This is a genomic window from Dyadobacter bucti (assembly GCF_005869225.1).
Classification (GTDB): Bacteria; Bacteroidota; Bacteroidia; order Cytophagales; family Spirosomataceae; genus Dyadobacter; species Dyadobacter bucti.
Window position 1 is genome coordinate 1,063,013 of sequence record NZ_SWFP01000002.1, and the last position, 17,945, is coordinate 1,080,957.

A 17,945-nucleotide genomic window follows, 5' to 3' on the forward strand; every position below is an offset into this window, starting at 1 on the left:
TATGATCAGAAAACAATTATTAGTCGCTGTCCTTACCATTTCAGTCTCCGGGTTTACAGCTTTGTCCGTAAGAAGCCATGCGGGTCCGGATGACAAAAACGCTGCTAAAAAACTCAATGTATTGTTTATTGCCGTCGACGATCTGAACAATGATCTGGGCTGCTATGGAAACAAATTTGTAAAAACACCAAATATTGACCGTCTGGCAAAAAGAGGCACCCGCTTCGATCGGGCCTATACGCAGTTTCCGCTTTGCAGCCCCAGCCGGTCGTCGTTACTGACTGGCCAGCGGCCGGATGTCACGAAAATATATGAGCTGCAGACGCACTTCCGCAAAATCCTTCCGGACGTGGTAACATTGCCGCAGTTGTTTAAAAACAACGATTATTACAGTGCAAGAGTGGGTAAAATATACCATTACGGCGTGCCAGGGCAGATCGGTACCGACGGATTGGACGACCCCATTTCGTGGGACCATAAAGTGAATCCCAAAGGCCGTGACAAAACGGAGGAGGCGCTGATCAAAAATCTTACGCCCGATCGAGGCCTGGGCAGTGCATTGGCATGGCGCGCCAGCGAAGGCACGGACGACGAACAAACGGATGGAATGGTGGCCAACGAGGCTATCAAGATTTTGAAAGAAAAGAAAAATGATCCGTTCTTTCTTGCCGTAGGTTTTTACCGTCCGCACTCACCTTATGTTGCGCCGAAAAAGTATTTTGACCAATACCCGCTCGAAACCGTGCCGCTTCCCAAAGAAGTGGAAAATGATCTGGACGACATACCGGACGTCGCATTATTCACAAAACCGGCTAACTGGGGATTATCCGTTGCAGAAAGAAAAGAAGCATTGCGTGCGTACTATGCGGCAATTTCTTTCATGGATGCACAAGTGGGAAAACTGCTGGATGAGCTGGACAGGCTGAAACTTACGGAGAAAACAGTGATTGTATTGTGGAGCGACCACGGCTACAATGTCGGTCAGCATGGACAATGGATGAAACAGAGTCTTTTCGAGAATTCAGCACGTGTCCCCCTGATCTTTTCCGTACCGGGTGGTGCAAAAGGCAAAGCCTCCGGCCGTACTGTCGAGCTACTGGATATATACCCTACCCTGGCAGCTCTTTGCGGTTTGACACCCCCACAAAATCTCCAGGGAAAAAGCCTGGTACCATTGCTGAAAAATCCCGCAGCAATCTGGGACAAGGCTGCTTACACCCAGGTGCGCCGCAACCAGATTTTCGGCCGCAGTGTACGTACGGAGCGGTTTCGTTATACGGAATGGGACGGAGGAAATGCCGGCGTGGAACTGTATGACCATGAAAAAGACCCCAACGAATTTACCAACCTGGCGAAGGAAAGTGCCTATACGATCACTGTGAGTGAACTTTCAGCTTTGCTTAAAAAAGGATATCCTGTTACTCAATAATCCGTTTACATTTTCCGCAGACCAATAATGACCGTGCCCGGCATTTACCATCATTGGTAGTGCCGGGCACGGTTGCTTCAAAAAACGCCACTATTTTCCTTCTCCCGGCGCAGGGCTGTTTTTATCAAACCAGAGACGCTGCGTGCTCAGCACCTGCACGCTCCTGTCGCCAGGAGAAAAACCCTGTTCGGTCTGACTTTTCAGCCAATTCTCATTATTCGTTCCGAGCGGCGGCTCGTCCAGCCAGTAGCGGCGTGGAATCGGCTCGTTGAATTTGTCACGAGGATAATAAGCAGAGCCGTTTTTGGGATAACCGGTGCGGCGCACGAACGTGAAGGCTTCCGTCGGCAGGCGCATGAAATTGAGATACTCCTGAATGTAAATCCGTTCAAGATCATTGGTACCGTTCAGTTTCACAGCTGCCTGATCGAGATAGGCGGCGATCTGTGCGTCTATAGTGGCCTGGTTAAAGCCACTGCCCGACTGGGCCGCCACAGCGATAGCATTCATAGTCCGCAGAGACGACGCGACCCCTTTTTTATACCAGTCTGCTGCCGTCCCGTTGGTAGCAACACCAGTTCCATACCCTTTGGCGATCATCTCGGCAATATAAAAACAGGTCTCCGCACTCGTCACCAGATAATCATGAAAGGTTCCGGTGCCACCGTTTCTGCGGGGAGCAAAAAACACTTTGTTGATCGTGGACATCAACACAAGATTATTTCCTCCTGCCGGAAGAGTGTTCTTATAAAACGCAGCGATTGCTGGTTCGGTGGTCCAGTCGGCAGGACCGCCCTGGAACCGGATCTGTGGATCTGTTGGGCTGATGAACGCCGGCAGGGCTACATTGTATTTTTTCAGCGTGTCCAGGTTCGCCGGGGTCAGGTCGTTGGGGCTGAAATACATTTGCATCCGCGGATCATTCGTATTTTTCAGAAAGGTAATGATCGATTTCGTTGCAAAACGTGCACTCCGGTAGTCGATATCATTCCCGATCGGATTGTTGTTAGGATCGATATAGGCAAACTGGTCTTCGTCCAGCACGATCGGCCCGGTGGCATTTTCCATGACCTCTTTGAATATCTGCTGCGTTTTGGTCTTGTCCTGACCTTCATACCTCACTGCAATGCGCAGTTTCATGGAATTGGCCAGCTTCGCCCATTTCGTCCAGTCGCTTTGGTAAAAAATGTCGGCATTCCCATAGCTTACCTGATCGGCCGTGCCGGCAGTAAGGTCCGTGATTGCCTGGTTCAGTTCCGACAGCCAGGTATCATAAAGGCTTTGTTGTGAGTCATATACAGGCTTGTAGCTTCCTTCGTTCCTGCCGAGGCCGGCCTCTTTGTAGGGAATAGAACCGTTCAAGTCGGTAACCCGAAGCGCATAGGTAATACCGGCCACGTAGGTTGCCGCGCGCATTTTCGCATAGCGTTCCTTATCCGGCTTCATGTCGATCTGTCTTCTGATCTCAATCAGGTTGGGCAGAACATTGTTATAAAAAGTGCCGTACCGGGAATTGATATTGGTTGACAGCTCGTATGGGTCAGTTGCAATGTGCTGTGTAAAACGGAGCAATTGTTCCAGGTTTTCCCAAATCCACTCCGATCCGTTGGACTGAAGGCTGTTGAGCGAATAGGTAAACAGAAATTTTGGATCAGGATCCGTAACAACACTTGGGTCTGTGTTGATTTCATTGAAGTTGTTTTTACAGGAATTCGAAAACAGCAGCGTTCCCGCCAGCAAAATTCCTGTTGTCCATTTGGTTGCTATATTTTTCATTTTGGAAATGTCGTTTATCATCCTTGCGAAAATCTTCTTTTGTTAAAAACCTGCCCGCAGCGTCACGCCCAGAGAGCGGGTCATCGGAGGAATAAAACCAACTTCTTTCTGCACCGCAGTACTGTTTGATACATTGGATGCCGGGTTAAAGTTGTTTGGCAGCGTATTGTACAGATAGAATAAATCGCGGCCTACAAAGTTGACAGACAGGTTATTCAACTTGATTTTCTCGCAAAACGCCTGTGGCACCTGAAAGCCTATGGAAACCTGACGCAGCGAAATCCAGGAGTTCTCTTTGATCCAGTAATCCCCTACCGCGGTCGATGAGGAACCGTAGCGGTACATGAACTGTGGCAAGTGCGTTGGTTCCACAAAACCTTTATCGTAAGCCTCCTGATAGCTCATGCCACCTACATCCACCTGGCTGCCGTCAGCCTGTGTGATCTTTTGGCCTACATCAAATACACCGTCCGGGATAATCCCGTCGTCGTAGGTTTTGTTATCGAATTTGCTTGTCCAGACAATACCGCCATGTTCCGCATCGCGTCCTTTCAGTGAAGACGGGAATATGCCGGTATGCGTTCCGTAGCGCAGGGAAGTAAGGATCATATCACCGCCGATTTTGGCATCGAACAGTACGTTAAGGGAAATTCGTTTGTATGTAAAATTATTGTCCCATCCTGAGCGGAACTTGGCGTTGATATCCCCTACATCTTTCCATTCATTGCTTCTTGCCGGGAAAGCTGCACGGGCATCGGCGCGCCAGGAAAGTACTTCCTTGCCATTGTTGGGGCTGCCTTCGGAGACGTAACGCTTGGAAGCGATCCTGGTCCTGACCACCCCGTAGGCCCCGCCCACTTTGGCATAAGGTATCAAATCGTTGCTGCCGCCGCCTTCATTTTCGAGCGGATAGTACTCTCGGTCTCCGTACAGTTCGATGATCTTGTTGCGGTTACGCGAGAAATTCAGCGTTGTGTTCCATTTGAAAGCGCCGATCTGGATAGGTGTCGCATCGATCGAAAGTTCTATGCCCGTATTCTGGATATTTCCCGCATTGATCAGAATAGCGTTTACGCCGGTTTCGATCGGGGATGATATGGAGATGGGCTGGTTTCGGGTATTGTCACGGTAAACGGAGACATCAAAACCAAGGCGGTTCTGGAAGAACTTCATTTCAAGACCAATCTCTTTGGCAATTTTTCTCAGTGGTTTGATATTGGCCTGAAGGGTAGAAGTTGAATTGAAAGTGGACATCGGCTGGTTACCCTTTCCGCCTGCATCCGTAAAATCCCTGAAAGCAAACCCTGCGTTCAAAGTAAACGGATCGATATCACCTCCCAAAGCTGCAAGGTTTCCGCGGAGCTTGCCATAGCTGATCCATTTCGGGAAAGAACTGGCGAATGTTTGGGAAAATACCCAGGAAAGGCTCGCCGATGGGTAGTTGTAAAAGTTATTGCCGGTACCATCCTTATATGTCAAAGCTGACGACCAGTCACCGCGCCAGGTGGTCTGCAGAAACAGCTGATCCTTGTAGCCGAAATCCGCGCTCGCATAAAGCGAATTATATGCCCGCCTGGTCCTGATGCCGCCCGTCACCCTTTGTGCGTCCACAGAGTTTGCCAGGAAATAATTGCCCGGATAACTCAGTCCGCCTGCCGTCTCGGCATTATTGAACGATAGCGACATGCGCTGCGATTCACCGCCCACATATCCGCTGAACTCCAGATCAGGCAGAATCGGTTTGTTGAACATCGCCATCCATTTCAGAAAGCGGGTTTCTTTGGTGGAATGCCCCAAAGCATACTTACCTCCTGTGAAGTTGGCACCTTGCCCCAGTTCCTTGGTTTCATTTTCAATGTACACATTGTTGATGTTCCCTTCGACCTGCACCTTCATCCAGTCGGTAACAGTCCCGGTCAGCGCAATCCGGCCTCTTACCATCTGCTCCTTCTGCGTGTAATCGTTTTCGAACATATTGAACCAGATGTTAGGCTCTGGGACTTTGTTGGGCTCATTGGGATCGCTGGCCTGTGGCATACCTCCGTTGTAACCAATATAGTTTTCACGTTTCATCCACTTCTTGGTATCGTAATTCCTGCCAAAAACCCAGATGTACCTGTTCAGGGACAAACTTGGCGGGTTTTTGCCGATCGTGGAAGTGTAGTCGGCCGTTACATCAGCAGATAAAAATTTGCTTATTTTCTGAGTCGCCCGGAGATTAAATGCATTTTTTGTGAGCTCATTCTTAAAATTGATCCCCCTGCTCTGGTTCCTGTTGTACGACAAACGGAACGTGGACTTGTCATTGCCACCGTCTACGGCAACATTGGTCAGGCTGCCCCTTCCCGTCTGAAAGGCGTCCAGATAATTATTGGGGTAAGCCTGGTAGGTCGTCATGGTACCATCGTAATCCAATACCTGCTGACCGGCGAATTTAGGCCCCCAGTTTTCAAGCTCCCGTCCGATCTGGCGATCGATATATGGCTGTCCGGCTGCGTTGACAGGAAAAACTTTCGTTGTCCACCCTTCGTCAGCCTTGTAATTAGGATCTCGGGTATCGGTAAAAAATGCGCCTACCGTTCCGCCTCCATATTCATTTTGAAAATCCGGCCCCCGGTATGGGTCCTGCATGGAAAAAGTCTGGGAGACGTTCACGCCCAGGCCTTTTTGCACGCGTCCTTTTTTCGTAGTGATGAGGATAACCCCGTTGATCGCACGCGTGCCGTAGAGGGCAGCCGCGGCGGAACCTTTGAGCACCGAAACACTTTCAAAATCCTCCATGTTGAGGTTTTTGATATTATTCCCAAAATCCCTGCCGCTGCCGTCGTACAAGTCATTGTCCAGAATAACACCGTCCACTACAAAAATGGGCTGGTTGTTGACGCCCAGTGTCGAATTTCCGCGGATAAGGATTTTAGTATTACCGGTAAGACCACCGGCTCCCTGGTCGATCTGAACGCCGGGGATCCTGCCTTGCAAAGCGCTGATCGCACTTACTTCATTGGTAGCGGCCAGTTTAGGACCGGCAATGTCTGTCACCGAATACCCCAGCTGCCGTTTTTCTTTGGAAACACCCAGCGCGGTAACGACTACTTCATTGAGCTGGCTTGCGTCTTCTGTCAGCTGGATGTCCAGTACCGTTCGGCCCCCGAGCGCCACTTCCTGCCGGACGTAGCCAATAAAGGAAAAGACCAACACAGGGTCACCGGTAACAACCAGACTGTACTTTCCGTCGCTGTCGGTAACGGTACCATTGGACGTTCCTTTTACCAATACGCTGGCACCGGGAATCGCAGCCCCCGACTTTACATCCGTAACAGTTCCGGTAACCGCTACATTCTGAGCGCTGAGCGCGGCGGTCATGGTCAATACCAGCAGTGCGGCTGCTAAAAGGTGAGCGAAAGAATACCGGTGCCGGTGTCTGTAAGCCCCGCAAACATTTCCGAAGAAATGATCTGATAGGAAGATTTTTTTCATACGTTAAGGATTGGGCGTTATGATAGTTGGAAAGCAATTCAGTTATTAAATAAAATTAATAACTGAATCGATTTACTTAAAAAACGCATTTAATTCACTTCTACTTTTTGCAAAACCCGGCAGGCTCCCAAATTACCCTGTATTATGCTATAACAGTCTGATTTAAAGTAATTTATATAACAAAAATAAAATTTCACGCAAGAGCTGAAGGTTGCCTCCATTTTTTGTTTACCCATAGAAGAATCTTCACGGTGAAATTCAGAACCGATCAAGTCTTTCGTTTGATTTCCTTCACTTTATCAATGGAAAAGGGGACCTGGTGGAGCAGAACTACGAAGATTTGAGACAACTGCGCCTGGCGGCAACCGGAAATATCACCCATGAAATGATCGCTATGCTCGAAGAGGCGCTGATCGCCGCAAAAGAAAACATCCTTATCGATCTGGACCTAAAAACAGACCGCAACCGACAAGTAATAGACGTTGTAAACAAGACAAAAAGTAGTGGCAACGTCATTTTCTTTTACAGGGACTACGCCATTCTTTCGCAGGTCGACTCTGCGTCCAAAGATTTTATGCTGATGCCCGAAGCCCACAACTATGCCACGGCAGACCTTTCCCTGAGAAAATACGACGATCAGCGAACGTACGGCAGCCCGCCGGGTGTTATATGAGTTGAGGGCATGGAAATTATGCCATTGCTTTTTTACATTAAAAACAAACTATATGAGTACTGAAAAAGCCATACTGGCCGGTGGTTGCTTTTGGGGGGTAGAAGAACTGATCAGACACTATCCGGGTGTGATTTCAACGGTAGTGGGATATACAGGCGGCGATGTTCCCAATGCGACTTACCGGAATCACGGAACACATGCAGAAGGCATTGAGATCATCTTTGATCCTTCACAATTAACCTATCGGGCACTCCTTGAATATTTCTTCCAGATCCATGACCCTACCACGCGGAACCGGCAGGGAAACGACATTGGGACATCTTATCGTTCTGCTATTTTTTATCTGGATGAAAACCAGCGTGATGTGGCGAATGCCCTGATTGCGGACATGGAAGCATCCGGTATATGGCCCGGAAAAATCGTGACCGAAGTTGTACCTGCAACTGATTTCTGGAATGCGGAAACCGAACATCAGGATTACCTGCAAAAAAATCCAGGCGGCTACACCTGTCACTTTGAAAGGCCCGGCTGGAAACTGAGTTGAAAGTAATGTTAAGGTCGCCTGCCCGTGATAACATTTTGTCGATGCTGTCACAGGCAGGCCCTTAAAATTTTACTTATATGAGGAATCATTCACAAAAGATCCTTGCTATGACCGGCAGCATCCGACCGGGTTCGACCAGCCAATATATCGAAGCTGCCAAAGGACGGCTGGACAGCGCAGGCATGATTACCGACAAGCAACTGGAGGCATATCTAGATTCGCTGATTGAAGCGTTTGCAGGACGGATGGCTGCTTCTTCTGCCGGCCCCAGGCCAGTGGACGCTCTGACGTAGCCGGAAACTACGCCAAACTTTGCACCTATGCTGAACATTTGCCTATACTTTTCAAAAACTAAACACCAAAACCGATATTGAATTTACCGCAATCATTTGTAGCAAATATTCAGGCTATATACGGACGCGACGGAGAAACCTGGCTGACCGGGCTCAGTAAAAGGGTTGAATCCCTTGCGGTTGTCTGGAATTTCCGGGATGTCAGGATTGCCCCTAACCTTACATTCAACTTCATTGCGACTGTAACCCGGAATGCTGATGATGAAACGGCTGTTCTGAAAATCTGCCCGACCGGAAGGTCTTTGCAACCTGAAGTACAATGGCTTGAACATTATACTAATGCAGCCGTGACCGTTTTTGCATTGGATCAGAATCAGGATGCGTTTTTAATGGAATATTGTCAGCCCGGCACGAGCCTGAAAGATTTTCTTGACCAACACGGGGACGAAGCGGCCACGCGACAACTTTGCGGGGTAATGAAAAAACTCCGGAAAAAACACGGGCAGGATTCATCTTTCAGGCATCTGTCGGAGCTTATTCCCGATCTGCAATCGTTGAAAAGAATAGCCCGACCACGCCTTTTTTCGAAAGCACAAGGACTATTTTCGGAACTGACCAGCGATCGTTCCGGAGACGTTCTCCTGCACGGCGATCTCCATCATGACAACATTCTTTTGCATCATACAGACTGGAAAGTTATTGATCCGCATGGGTACACCGGTGATCCGGTGGCCGAAACAGGTGTGCTCATGTACAATCCGGTAGGAAGTTTGCCAACGGGCGCAGCGCTTGCATCGCTCATCGACAAGCGGATCGGAGTGCTGTCGGAGGAACTGGAATATGACAGAAAAAGAATACAAGCCTGGGGTTTTTGCATGACAATGCTCTCGGCCGCATGGAATGCGGAAGACTTCGGAAGCCAGGCGAAAGTGGAGCTGGAAATTGCCAGGGCTATTGATAATCTGGGCGCATTGCTTCTACTGCTGCTGGCCACAGGCCAGTCGACGCTCTGACGTAGTTGAAAACTACGCCAAACTTTACAAAGAAATAGCCGGTCTGGCAACCAAACCGGCTATTTGTAATGTTATTCCCGCTTATTCATATCCAGGATTTTGCCCGATTGCTTTTGCGTCGAGAGCCGGGATCGGCAGCAGATAATCGTTCTCATCGTAGCCCTGCGCATTGTCGGGCAAGTTGACAGCCTGCAAGATCCGTTTTCTCAAAACATCAAAATAGCGGTCATTTTCAAAACAAAGCTCATAGCTTCTCTCATCAATTACTTTCTGGTCAAACTGGGCTTTGGTCAGGGCCAGAGTAGCCCTGGGCTCCTTGCCAGTCCCAGCATTGGCCCGATCGATGATCATATTCAGCCGGTCCACGGCCAGCTGCGTGGGCGCACCTGCGGCCATATTGGCGGCTTCGGAATAAATGAGCAATATGTCAGCAAAACGCAATAACTTCATTTCGATACCGGCATCGCCGCCGCCCACCTGCTGTTCATAGGTAAGATTAGGCATGTTGTATTTACCAATATAGGGCACGCCATCGGATGATTCCGACCAGTTGATCACAGGTGCGGAAGGGTCATAAATATCCGATGTAAAATCCAGCAGCAGGTAGTTGTGTTTCCGCGGCTGTTCCGGATAAATGTTGGATGCCCAGTAAATTTTCACAGGCCCGCCGCTCCATCCGTCCATTTCGGAAGGTGCCCATGCATTGCCAGGCATGTAGGGTGTCTGGGGTGTGGTATGAAAAGCAAACATGATTTCCATGTTACGGTTATTGGCTGTTTTAAATACATCCAATACACTTGGCAATAGTTTGTAAGGCCCGTTGGTAATTACATCGTCTGCAATATCCCGCGCCTTTGCGTAATAATCTGCCTGGTTAAGCGGGGCCGTTGCCCGGGTCAGATATACCTTGGACAAATATCCTTTGGCCACCCACTTATTGGGTTTGCCGGGAGTAGCCGCATCATAATCGCCCAAATGTTCTGCGGCAAAAAGAAGATCCGCCTGCAGTAAATCATACACTGCCGAAACTTCCAGCCGGGACGAAGGTGTCAATGGTGTGGATACCGGGTCCGGTGTATCTTCTGTGAGATAGGGGATTTTACCATATAAACGCACCAGCGTAAAATAATTAAAGGCCCTCAGAAACCGACCCTGTGCCACCACGTTATCAATAACATCCTGCGGGTTGCCGGTCAGACTGCCTTCTTTGACAGCTTTTAAAACTGCATTGATATTGGCTATCGCCTTATAATGCCAGGTCCACAGGTCATTGAAAGAGGTAGAACCAAAATCAAGACTGGTACCTTCATACTGCCCGTCGGGAAAAGAAGGAATATTCTGATAACCTCCCCAGGTAACAAACAGTGCATTCATCGAGCCCGCGTAAGCCGCTTCACACTGGCCCACCGTTGCGTAAAAATTCTGGGGTGTGGAAATACCCTCCGGAACTTCTTCAAGGCTCTGACAGGAAAATCCTGCCATTATCAAAAGCAGTACCACAACGCTTTTGCCGGGATATATTATGTTCTTTTTCATTTTGTTGCCCGTTTTTTATTTGATCATCGCCCGGCGTATGCCTAGTCAGTTCTGACTGCTCTATTTCGCCACCGGCAAGTACTTGATGGTTGTTAAAATGTCAGATTTACCCCGAACATGAATGATTTGGCCGTAGGATAGTTGCTCAGGTCAATACCTAGTCCGCCGGCCCCGCCCGCATTGAACGAACTCACCTCAGGATCGTAGCCGGTATATTTGGTAAAGGTAAAAAGGTTGACCGCGGTGACGTAAGTTGCCAGCCTGCTCACACCTATCTTGCCCATTATCCTTGCCGGAATCGTATACGAAAGTGTTATATTCTTCATGCGCAGGTATGATCCGTCTTCTACCCACCGGCTGGAACGCTGATCCACGCCGATGCCGGCAGTTTGGTTACTGCCCAGGTCCAGCTGGTTTCTCTCGCGTGAACTCAGAAACACCGGCACATCGGTGTTCTGATTATCAATGGTCCACCGGTTTTTGAGGTTGGTGCTCAGTCCGTTTGAAGCGTTTTCTGTTTTGATACGTACAGCATTAAAAATATCGTTGCCGTAACTCCCCTGTATCAAAAAAGTAAGATCGAAGTCTTTGAAACTGACGCTGTTGTTCCAGCCGTAAATGAACTTCGGCGTGGCATTCCCGATCACCTGCAGACCGTCGGCAGCCCGGGTTATTTTCCCGTCACCGTTCACGTCCTTCCATTTTGCCTCGCCCGGCGCCTGTCCCATCTTTTTCGCTTCTTCCCTTTCAGCCTCACTCCAGGTGCCCAGATTCACATATCCCTGCATCTGATCCAGCGGCTGACCGACCTGGAGGTACTTTAAAGAAAAACCGCTGCCCCAGATCTGGTAGCCACCGCCCGTGCCGGTACGGATTGCCAGGGGGCGATCATCGAGCAGGGCGAGGACTTTGCTCCGGTTGAAAGAAACATTGACAGACGTATTCCACCTCAACTCACTGCCTTCCAATGGTTTGCCACCTATTGAAATTTCGAGCCCTTTGTTTTGGATAGATCCTACATTGGAAAGGATAGTAGTGAACCCCGTATAGGCTTCTACCTGCTTATTCAGCAAAAGATCGGTGGTTAATTTTTTGTAAATATCCACGGTAGCTACCAGTCGCTCCCCGAAGAATCCCAGATCCAGGCCCACGTTAGTCTGTTCCGTGGTTTCCCACTTCAGGTTTGGATTGGCGGCACGGCCCAGTGCGAAACCGATGTTGGGAGAACTGTTGCCGTCATAAGGGTAGTTAAAACCGGATGCCACCGTCGCCAGCGTCTGATAGGGCTGTATGGCCTGATTGCCCGTTTTGCCCCAGCTGGCACGCAGCTTCAGATTGGAAATGTTCCTGATATTTTCAAGAAACGGTTCCTGAGAAATCCGCCATGCGGCGGCGGCGGATGGAAAATATCCCCATTTATTGTTGGCCCCGAAAACCGATGAGCCGTCTGCCCGGTAACTGGCCGTGATCATGTATTTTTCGTCAAAAACATAGTTCACCCGACCGAGATAGGAATTCAAAACCTGCTTGGACCGGGCATTGTAACGTTCGTTGATCTGCGATGCGCCGCCGAGATCATTGATCCCAGTGTCGTCACTGAAAAACCCTTGTGCGGAGATAAAAGAAGATTTGGATTGTATCAATTGCTGCTCGGCAACCCCCGTAATCGTCAAAGCATGTTTCTTATTGAAAGTATTGCTGTAAGTGAGGATATTGGAGTTCTGGTAATACTGGTATTTGCTTTCGGCCAGGTCGCCCAATCCGCTCACGCCCCGGCCGGGCTGCGTTTTGGTGCTGTAATAATGCTGGTCGTCGTTGGCGTTGATACTGGCTGCACCGGTAACCCTTAACGACAACCCTTTCAGCAGTTTCAAATCAAGAAATGTACTGATCTCGTTGGTAATATTGTTTTTTTCCGCTTTTGTTTCCAGGGCCGTAGCAACCGGGTTCCAGACATCATTGTCCGCATATATCTTGGTCCCGTCCGGACCGCCTTTTAATGCCTTGTTATTGTAATTTCCAGCTGCATCGTATATGGGGGTGATGGGGTCAAATCTGGCAACTGTATTGATAACCTGACCAAGAATATCACCGAAACGTGTGCCCTCACCCACCGGCGGCACATTTCCTTTGTCCTTGATCACGTGGAGATTAATACCTGCATTCATCCAGCTGCTGATCTTCAGATCAAGATTGCTCCTTAAATTATAACGTGCATATTTGGTGTTCACTACGATACCCTGCTGACTCATATATCCTCCCGACACAAAATAACGTGCAGTTTCGCTGCCGCCGCTGACCGAAAGCTGGTGGTTCTGCATGACACCGCTGCGGTATATTTCATCCTGCCAGTCGGTACCGCCTTTCGCATCCAGTTCCTTGATCTGCTGTTCTGTAAAAGGTATGATTGGAGTGATAGGAGCACTTACCGTTCCGTTTTGTGTCGCAGCCCAGTCGTTGGCCCTGCGGGCATAATCACCGGCATTCATCAAATCCAGCTTATGGTTTAGCCTTTGTACACCAATACTGAAACCATAATTGAAAACAGCCTTTCCCGAAGCACCTCTTTTGGTGGTGATCAAAATAACCCCATTTGCGCCCCGGGCTCCATAGATCGCCGTGGCCGAAGCATCTTTCAGAACTTCAAGCGACTCGATATCATTGGGATTTATTGTACTGATATTGACACCCTGAATACCGTCGACCACCACGAGCGCATTATTTCCTCCGGTAATGGAATTGCCTCCCCGCACACGGATGGTCGCATTCCCGCCGGGTGCCCCATCTGTATTTTGCACCATTACACCAGCCGCACGTCCCTGTAAAGCCTGGTCCACACGCTGAGTGGGCAGCCGCGTCAGATCGGCACCTTTTACTGAACTCACCGAACCCGTCAGGTCCGACTTTTTCTGGGTACCATACCCTACGACCATTACTTCTTCCAGCGCTTTTGTATCAGTTACCAGCGATACATTGATCTTGCTTCTGTTGCCAACCACAACCTCCTGTGACAAATAACCGACGAAGGAAAATACGAGTACATCAGTATCTGAATCCACGCTGACAGTGTATTCGCCGCTGGCGCCGGAAGCGGTGCCGCGCTGTGTCCCCTTCACCAGCACGCTCACTCCGGCTAATCCCTCACCCTTCTCGTCTATCACAGATCCCGTTATATTGCGATCCGGAGGGCCGGTTTCGGTAGCATCCGGGGTATTGAGCGATTCGCCGGACACCGGTGGAGGTTCCGGAACAGACCGGTGCAAAAGAATGGAACCATCCACCAATCGGTAACCGATGTTCATCGGCTTCAACGTGGTTTCCAGGACAACTGATAATTTCTGGTTGATCTGGTGAACAGTTACTCTGCGGTTAGCCCCGATTGCCTTTGAGCTATATACAAAATCGACCCCGGTTGTTTTTTCAAGGGTATTTACAAAGGTTCCCAAATCGGTCTGGTCAAGATGGATCGTTACGATCCTTTCCAGCAGGTTTTGCGCATGGGTATGACGGGCCTGAAGGGCACTCATCAGCAAGGCGGCCAGAATAAATTGACAGACGGAATGTTTCATAACAACCCAAAGCCAGGTTTGATAATGTAGACGGTCTTTCATACTTTTGATCTGTTAAATTTTGTTTAGGATTTAGCAAAAAAAGCCCTTGTACACCCTTAAACAGGTGATCTGCGAGATACAGGAAGGGCGGAGAGAATCGGTACCGGTGCAACGGTACCGATTTCATTTCGGGGAGTCAGATAGAGTTCAGCGCATAAGTTAAGGGGTTTTATAAATGGATTACTGACAGCCTTTTCCCGTGATCAGAATTTTGGTCCCGCGCACTTCATAAGTCCCGTTGATCGTCCCGCAAAGCAATTCCAGTTTGGTATACAATGCCTGATGCGTAAGATTTCCGGTAAAAGGGCAATGCCCCAAAGATTCCTGCTCCAATTCAATTTCCGTCCCGTAAATGATTTCCAGTTTATGGATCACCTCCTCCATCGGTGTTTCGCTGAATACCAGGGAAATCGACTCCTTATCATCCGATGAAGCCGCAATTGGCTGAGGATTCTCCGTAATACTGGTGACAAACTGCCGGTTATCCGGGAAATAGGTGGCTTTCTGATTCGGTGTCAGAATGACCCCGCTGCTGGGGCTGACTTTCGTTTGATCCCTGGCCGCCTGCCGGTACACCGTTACCTTACCGCTTTGCACCGTCACCTGGATCGGCTGTCCGGGATCTTTAGCCCTGATCCGGAAAGTCGTGCCCAAAACCTTTGTAATGATATCCCCCGAGTAAACAAGGAAAGGTTGGGTCGGGTTACGGTGTACATGAAAGCTTGCCTCTCCCAATAGTCTTACATCCCGGTTTTTTTGATTGAAAGCTTTATGTACTGCCAGCTGCGCATGAGGTGCCAGTACGATCCTGCTCCCGTCGGGCAGCTTCACCTCTTTGGATTGTGTCGTTTCATTCAGATATTGCGTCCAGTCGGCCTGTTCGGTTTTGGTGATCAGCGACTGTTGGCCCAAAAAGCCTGTCAGCAGGTGCTGATTCCAGTTTACACCTACCACAATAGCGATCAAAGCAGCTACCCCCGACGCGATGAAGAAAACCTTGCGCCACAACGGCCCGACCCGCGCATCGGAGTCCATATCCGCTTCCAAAACCGGGGGCTGAACCTGGCGCCACAATTTCTGCTCCATAGCAAGCCACTGTTCTTCCGAAAAGGGGATTTCTACCGGCTCTCCCAGCAGCTCATACCACTGCTCAACCAGCTGGCATTCTTCCGGTGTGCAACGGTTGGTTTCATAGCGTGTCAATAATTCAAGAAAAGCAGATCGGTTCATCAGTTTGCGACTCAGAAGTTTTCAATCATATAGTATGAAAAACCTGACGTTGCCGTAAAACAGATTTGCAGTTATTTGAATAATCAAATCAACATTGCAGATAGCCCTGAATATTCTTTAAAAAATTACATCTGAAAAATGATCATTCCCTGACATAATCGTTTAACATTTTTCCAAAATCTAAGAGAAAAGAACGGTGTAGATGATTGAATAGGAAAGGTAATCTTTCAATTGAAACCTCAGCAGGCGCAGCGATTGCGTGATATGATATTCCACGGCACGGTCGGTAAGCCCGAGCTGCCGTGCTATTTCGGAAGTAGAGCGCTGTTCAAAACGGCTCATTTGGAATACAAGTCTTGTTTTTTCGGGAAGCATGTTAAGCGCATTTTCAAGCGCAGCGGACAATTCTTCCAGGTCTACGCCCATGTCGGCCCGGACGTCAGCCGCCTGCTCCGGTGCCTCTCCCAGCTCGATCTGGGAACTGGCGAGCCTGGCTTTTATAAAACCGATCACACTATATCTGAGCGCGGTTTTGAGATAGGCTTCCGGATTTTCAATAAGCGTTTTTTGCCGGTTCTCCCATAATCTGAGGAACAGTTCCTGGACCAATTCTTCGGCCGCCACCTGACTATTTGTTTTCCAGGTGGCGATGGAAAACAGTGAGCGCCAATAACGCTGATAAATAGCCTCGTAGGCCTTTTCGTCCCCGGTGAAAAGAAGTCTTCCCAACATTTCATCCGGCAGCGTCGAATACAGCTCGCTCTTCATCTGTTAACCTTCTGGTGTCATCACACAACTCAGCCTTTAATAAGGCTTATTGAAAGGTCATTTTACAAATTATTCGGTGAAAGCGCAAGCGTTACTAAAAAGAATCCGTCAGGTCAGTATGGGTTTCACAACCTGACCGTGCACATCAGTGAGGCGATACCGGCGTCCCTGGTGCTTGAAGATCAGCTGTTCATGGTCCACACCCAGCAAATGCATTACAGTTGCCTGAAAATCATGCACATGCACAGGATCTTTGATCACATTGTATCCGAACTCGTCCGTTTCCCCAAACACAAATCCTTTCTTAACCCCTGCTCCCGCCATCCAGATTGTAAAACTTCTGGGGTGGTGATCGCGGCCGTAATTGTCTTTGGTAAGCTTACCCTGCGAGTAAGCACCCCGTCCGAACTCACCTCCCCAAACCACCAGCGTTTCATCCAGTAGTCCGCGTTGTTTCAAGTCCTTGATCAAAGCAGCCGAAGCCTGGTCTACGCTTTTAGCCATCGTTTTGATATCATTGGGCAGGTTACCGTGCTGGTCCCAGCCCTGGTGATAGAGCTGCACAAACTTCACGTCTTTTTCAATGAGCTTGCGCGCCAGCAAACAGTTTGCAGCAAACGTGCCCGGCTTGCGGGATTCCTCTCCGTACAGGTCAAAAATGTATTCAGGCTCTTTGGAAATATCCATGGTTTCAGGAACGGCTGTTTGCATGCGGTACGCCATTTCGTACTGCGCCATGCGATAGTTTATCTCCGGGTCAAGGATTTTTTCAAACTGCGCCTGCTGCAATTTGGCAAGCGAATTCAACATTCTCCGGCGGCTTGTTTTATCAATACCTTCGGGATTGTTCAGGTAAAAAACCGGGTCGGGACCGGAGCGGAAAACAACGCCCTGGTGCACAGAGGGCAGAAACCCATTGCTCCACAACTTTGCATAAAGCGGTTGGTCGCCGGGGCGGCCTTTGGAAAGCAATACCACGAAAGAAGGCATGTTCTGGTTGTCCGAACCAAGCCCGTAGCTGATCCATGACCCCCATGAAGGACGCCCGCCCTGCTGACTCCCGGTCTGGAAAAAAGTTACAGCCGGGTCATGGTTAATAGCCTCCGTATGCATGGACCGAATAAATGTCACATCATCCACTATACTGGATGTATAAGGCATTAACTCACTGATCATCATGTCATTGGAACCGTGCTTTGCAAACTTATATTTGGAGGCTGCCAGCGGGAAACTGCTTTGTCCCGCCGTCATTCCTGTTAATCGTTGCCCTTTCCTTACCGACTCCGGTAGGTCCTGTCCCCACATCTGTTCCAGTTTGGGTTTGTAATCAAACAGTTCCAGTTGTGAAGGTGCACCGCTTTGGAACAAATAGATGATCCGCTTTGCTTTCGGTGCAAAATGCGGCTTACCCAATGGCAATGAAGCGCCTTCCGGCGTTCCGGCGACAATTTTCTTGGCCATCGAATCATCTGCATTCAAGAGGGAAGCCATCGCAGCGGCCCCCAATCCAAGGCTCGTTTTTGACAAGAAATTCCGTCGGCTCAACTGCTCGTGCACATGGTTTTCAAGTTCTTTGTAAAAGCTCATAACTGTTT

General features: G+C 49.2%; 12 protein-coding genes. 5 read left to right on the plus strand and 7 right to left on the minus strand.

Translation table 11 applies throughout. The annotated features are described in order from the left end of the window. The first annotated feature begins 1 nt into the window (after window position 1). Window positions 2-1,429: a sulfatase gene (locus FBF61_RS09320; RefSeq protein WP_138476922.1), complete on the plus strand. Its 1,428-nt coding sequence runs from the start codon at window positions 2-4 to the stop codon at window positions 1,427-1,429. A gap of 90 nt (window positions 1,430-1,519) precedes the next feature. Here the strand turns inward: FBF61_RS09320 and FBF61_RS09325 are convergent, their stop codons facing one another. Together FBF61_RS09325 and FBF61_RS09330 are read right to left on the minus strand one after the other, a co-directional pair. Then, window positions 1,520-3,205 (minus strand): SusD/RagB family nutrient-binding outer membrane lipoprotein, encoded by a 1,686-nt coding sequence (locus FBF61_RS09325; RefSeq protein ID WP_138476923.1) that lies wholly within the window; start codon window positions 3,203-3,205, stop codon window positions 1,520-1,522. A 42-nt stretch (window positions 3,206-3,247) separates the two neighbouring features. Continuing rightward, window positions 3,248-6,682, minus strand: coding sequence for a SusC/RagA family TonB-linked outer membrane protein (locus FBF61_RS09330; protein ID WP_138476924.1), 3,435 nt, complete (start codon window positions 6,680-6,682; stop codon window positions 3,248-3,250). 319 nt (window positions 6,683-7,001) lie between these two features. Between FBF61_RS09330 and FBF61_RS09335 the strand changes: the two genes are divergently transcribed. The 4 genes from FBF61_RS09335 (at window position 7,002) to FBF61_RS09350 (ending at window position 9,205) form a co-directional block, all read left to right on the plus strand. Beyond that, window positions 7,002-7,355, plus strand: a complete 354-nt coding sequence (locus tag FBF61_RS09335) for a PI-PLC domain-containing protein (RefSeq protein WP_138476925.1) — start codon at window positions 7,002-7,004, stop codon at window positions 7,353-7,355. A 52-nt stretch (window positions 7,356-7,407) separates the two neighbouring features. Then, entirely contained in the window at window positions 7,408-7,899 is a 492-nt protein-coding gene (gene msrA / locus FBF61_RS09340; RefSeq protein WP_138476926.1) for a peptide-methionine (S)-S-oxide reductase MsrA, read from the plus strand. 77 nt (window positions 7,900-7,976) lie between these two features. After that, entirely contained in the window at window positions 7,977-8,192 is a 216-nt protein-coding gene (locus FBF61_RS09345) for a hypothetical protein (protein WP_138476927.1), read from the plus strand. Window positions 8,193-8,269: 77 nt separating this feature from the next. Beyond that, a complete protein-coding gene (locus FBF61_RS09350) occupies window positions 8,270-9,205 on the plus strand; it encodes an aminoglycoside phosphotransferase family protein (RefSeq protein ID WP_166444478.1) in 936 nt (311 codons plus the stop codon). 81 nt (window positions 9,206-9,286) lie between these two features. Here the strand turns inward: FBF61_RS09350 and FBF61_RS09355 are convergent, their stop codons facing one another. The 5 genes from FBF61_RS09355 to FBF61_RS09375 form a co-directional block, all read right to left on the minus strand. Then, window positions 9,287-10,741, minus strand: a complete 1,455-nt coding sequence (locus FBF61_RS09355; protein WP_138476929.1) for a RagB/SusD family nutrient uptake outer membrane protein — start codon at window positions 10,739-10,741, stop codon at window positions 9,287-9,289. Between the two features lie 92 nt (window positions 10,742-10,833). Beyond that, on the minus strand, window positions 10,834-14,352 hold the full coding sequence (locus FBF61_RS09360) for a SusC/RagA family TonB-linked outer membrane protein (RefSeq protein WP_138476930.1): 3,519 nt from the start codon (window positions 14,350-14,352) through the stop codon (window positions 10,834-10,836). A 180-nt stretch (window positions 14,353-14,532) separates the two neighbouring features. After that, the gene (locus tag FBF61_RS09365) at window positions 14,533-15,582 is read right to left on the minus strand and encodes a FecR family protein (RefSeq protein ID WP_138476931.1); all 1,050 of its coding nucleotides are present in this window, start codon (window positions 15,580-15,582) and stop codon (window positions 14,533-14,535) included. A 180-nt stretch (window positions 15,583-15,762) separates the two neighbouring features. Continuing rightward, a complete protein-coding gene (locus FBF61_RS09370; RefSeq protein ID WP_138476932.1) occupies window positions 15,763-16,350 on the minus strand; it encodes a sigma-70 family RNA polymerase sigma factor in 588 nt (195 codons plus the stop codon). A 108-nt stretch (window positions 16,351-16,458) separates the two neighbouring features. After that, window positions 16,459-17,937: a DUF1501 domain-containing protein gene (locus tag FBF61_RS09375; RefSeq protein WP_138476933.1), complete on the minus strand. Its 1,479-nt coding sequence runs from the start codon at window positions 17,935-17,937 to the stop codon at window positions 16,459-16,461. Between the last annotated feature and the right edge of the window lie 8 nt (window positions 17,938-17,945).

Coding starts and splice junctions, on each gene's coding strand:
- FBF61_RS09330 (WP_138476924.1), bottom strand. CDS start 6,682: ATGAAAAAAATCTTCCTATCAGATCATTTCTTCGGAAATGTTTGCGGG.
- FBF61_RS09320 (WP_138476922.1), top strand. CDS start 2: ATGATCAGAAAACAATTATTAGTCGCTGTCCTTACCATTTCAGTCTCC.
- FBF61_RS09375 (WP_138476933.1), bottom strand. CDS start 17,937: ATGAGCTTTTACAAAGAACTTGAAAACCATGTGCACGAGCAGTTGAGC.
- FBF61_RS09360 (WP_138476930.1), bottom strand. CDS start 14,352: ATGAAAGACCGTCTACATTATCAAACCTGGCTTTGGGTTGTTATGAAA.
- FBF61_RS09370 (WP_138476932.1), bottom strand. CDS start 16,350: ATGAAGAGCGAGCTGTATTCGACGCTGCCGGATGAAATGTTGGGAAGA.
- msrA (WP_138476926.1), top strand. CDS start 7,408: ATGAGTACTGAAAAAGCCATACTGGCCGGTGGTTGCTTTTGGGGGGTA.
- FBF61_RS09345 (WP_138476927.1), top strand. CDS start 7,977: ATGAGGAATCATTCACAAAAGATCCTTGCTATGACCGGCAGCATCCGA.
- FBF61_RS09365 (WP_138476931.1), bottom strand. CDS start 15,582: ATGAACCGATCTGCTTTTCTTGAATTATTGACACGCTATGAAACCAAC.
- FBF61_RS09325 (WP_138476923.1), bottom strand. CDS start 3,205: ATGAAAAATATAGCAACCAAATGGACAACAGGAATTTTGCTGGCGGGA.
- FBF61_RS09355 (WP_138476929.1), bottom strand. CDS start 10,741: ATGAAAAAGAACATAATATATCCCGGCAAAAGCGTTGTGGTACTGCTT.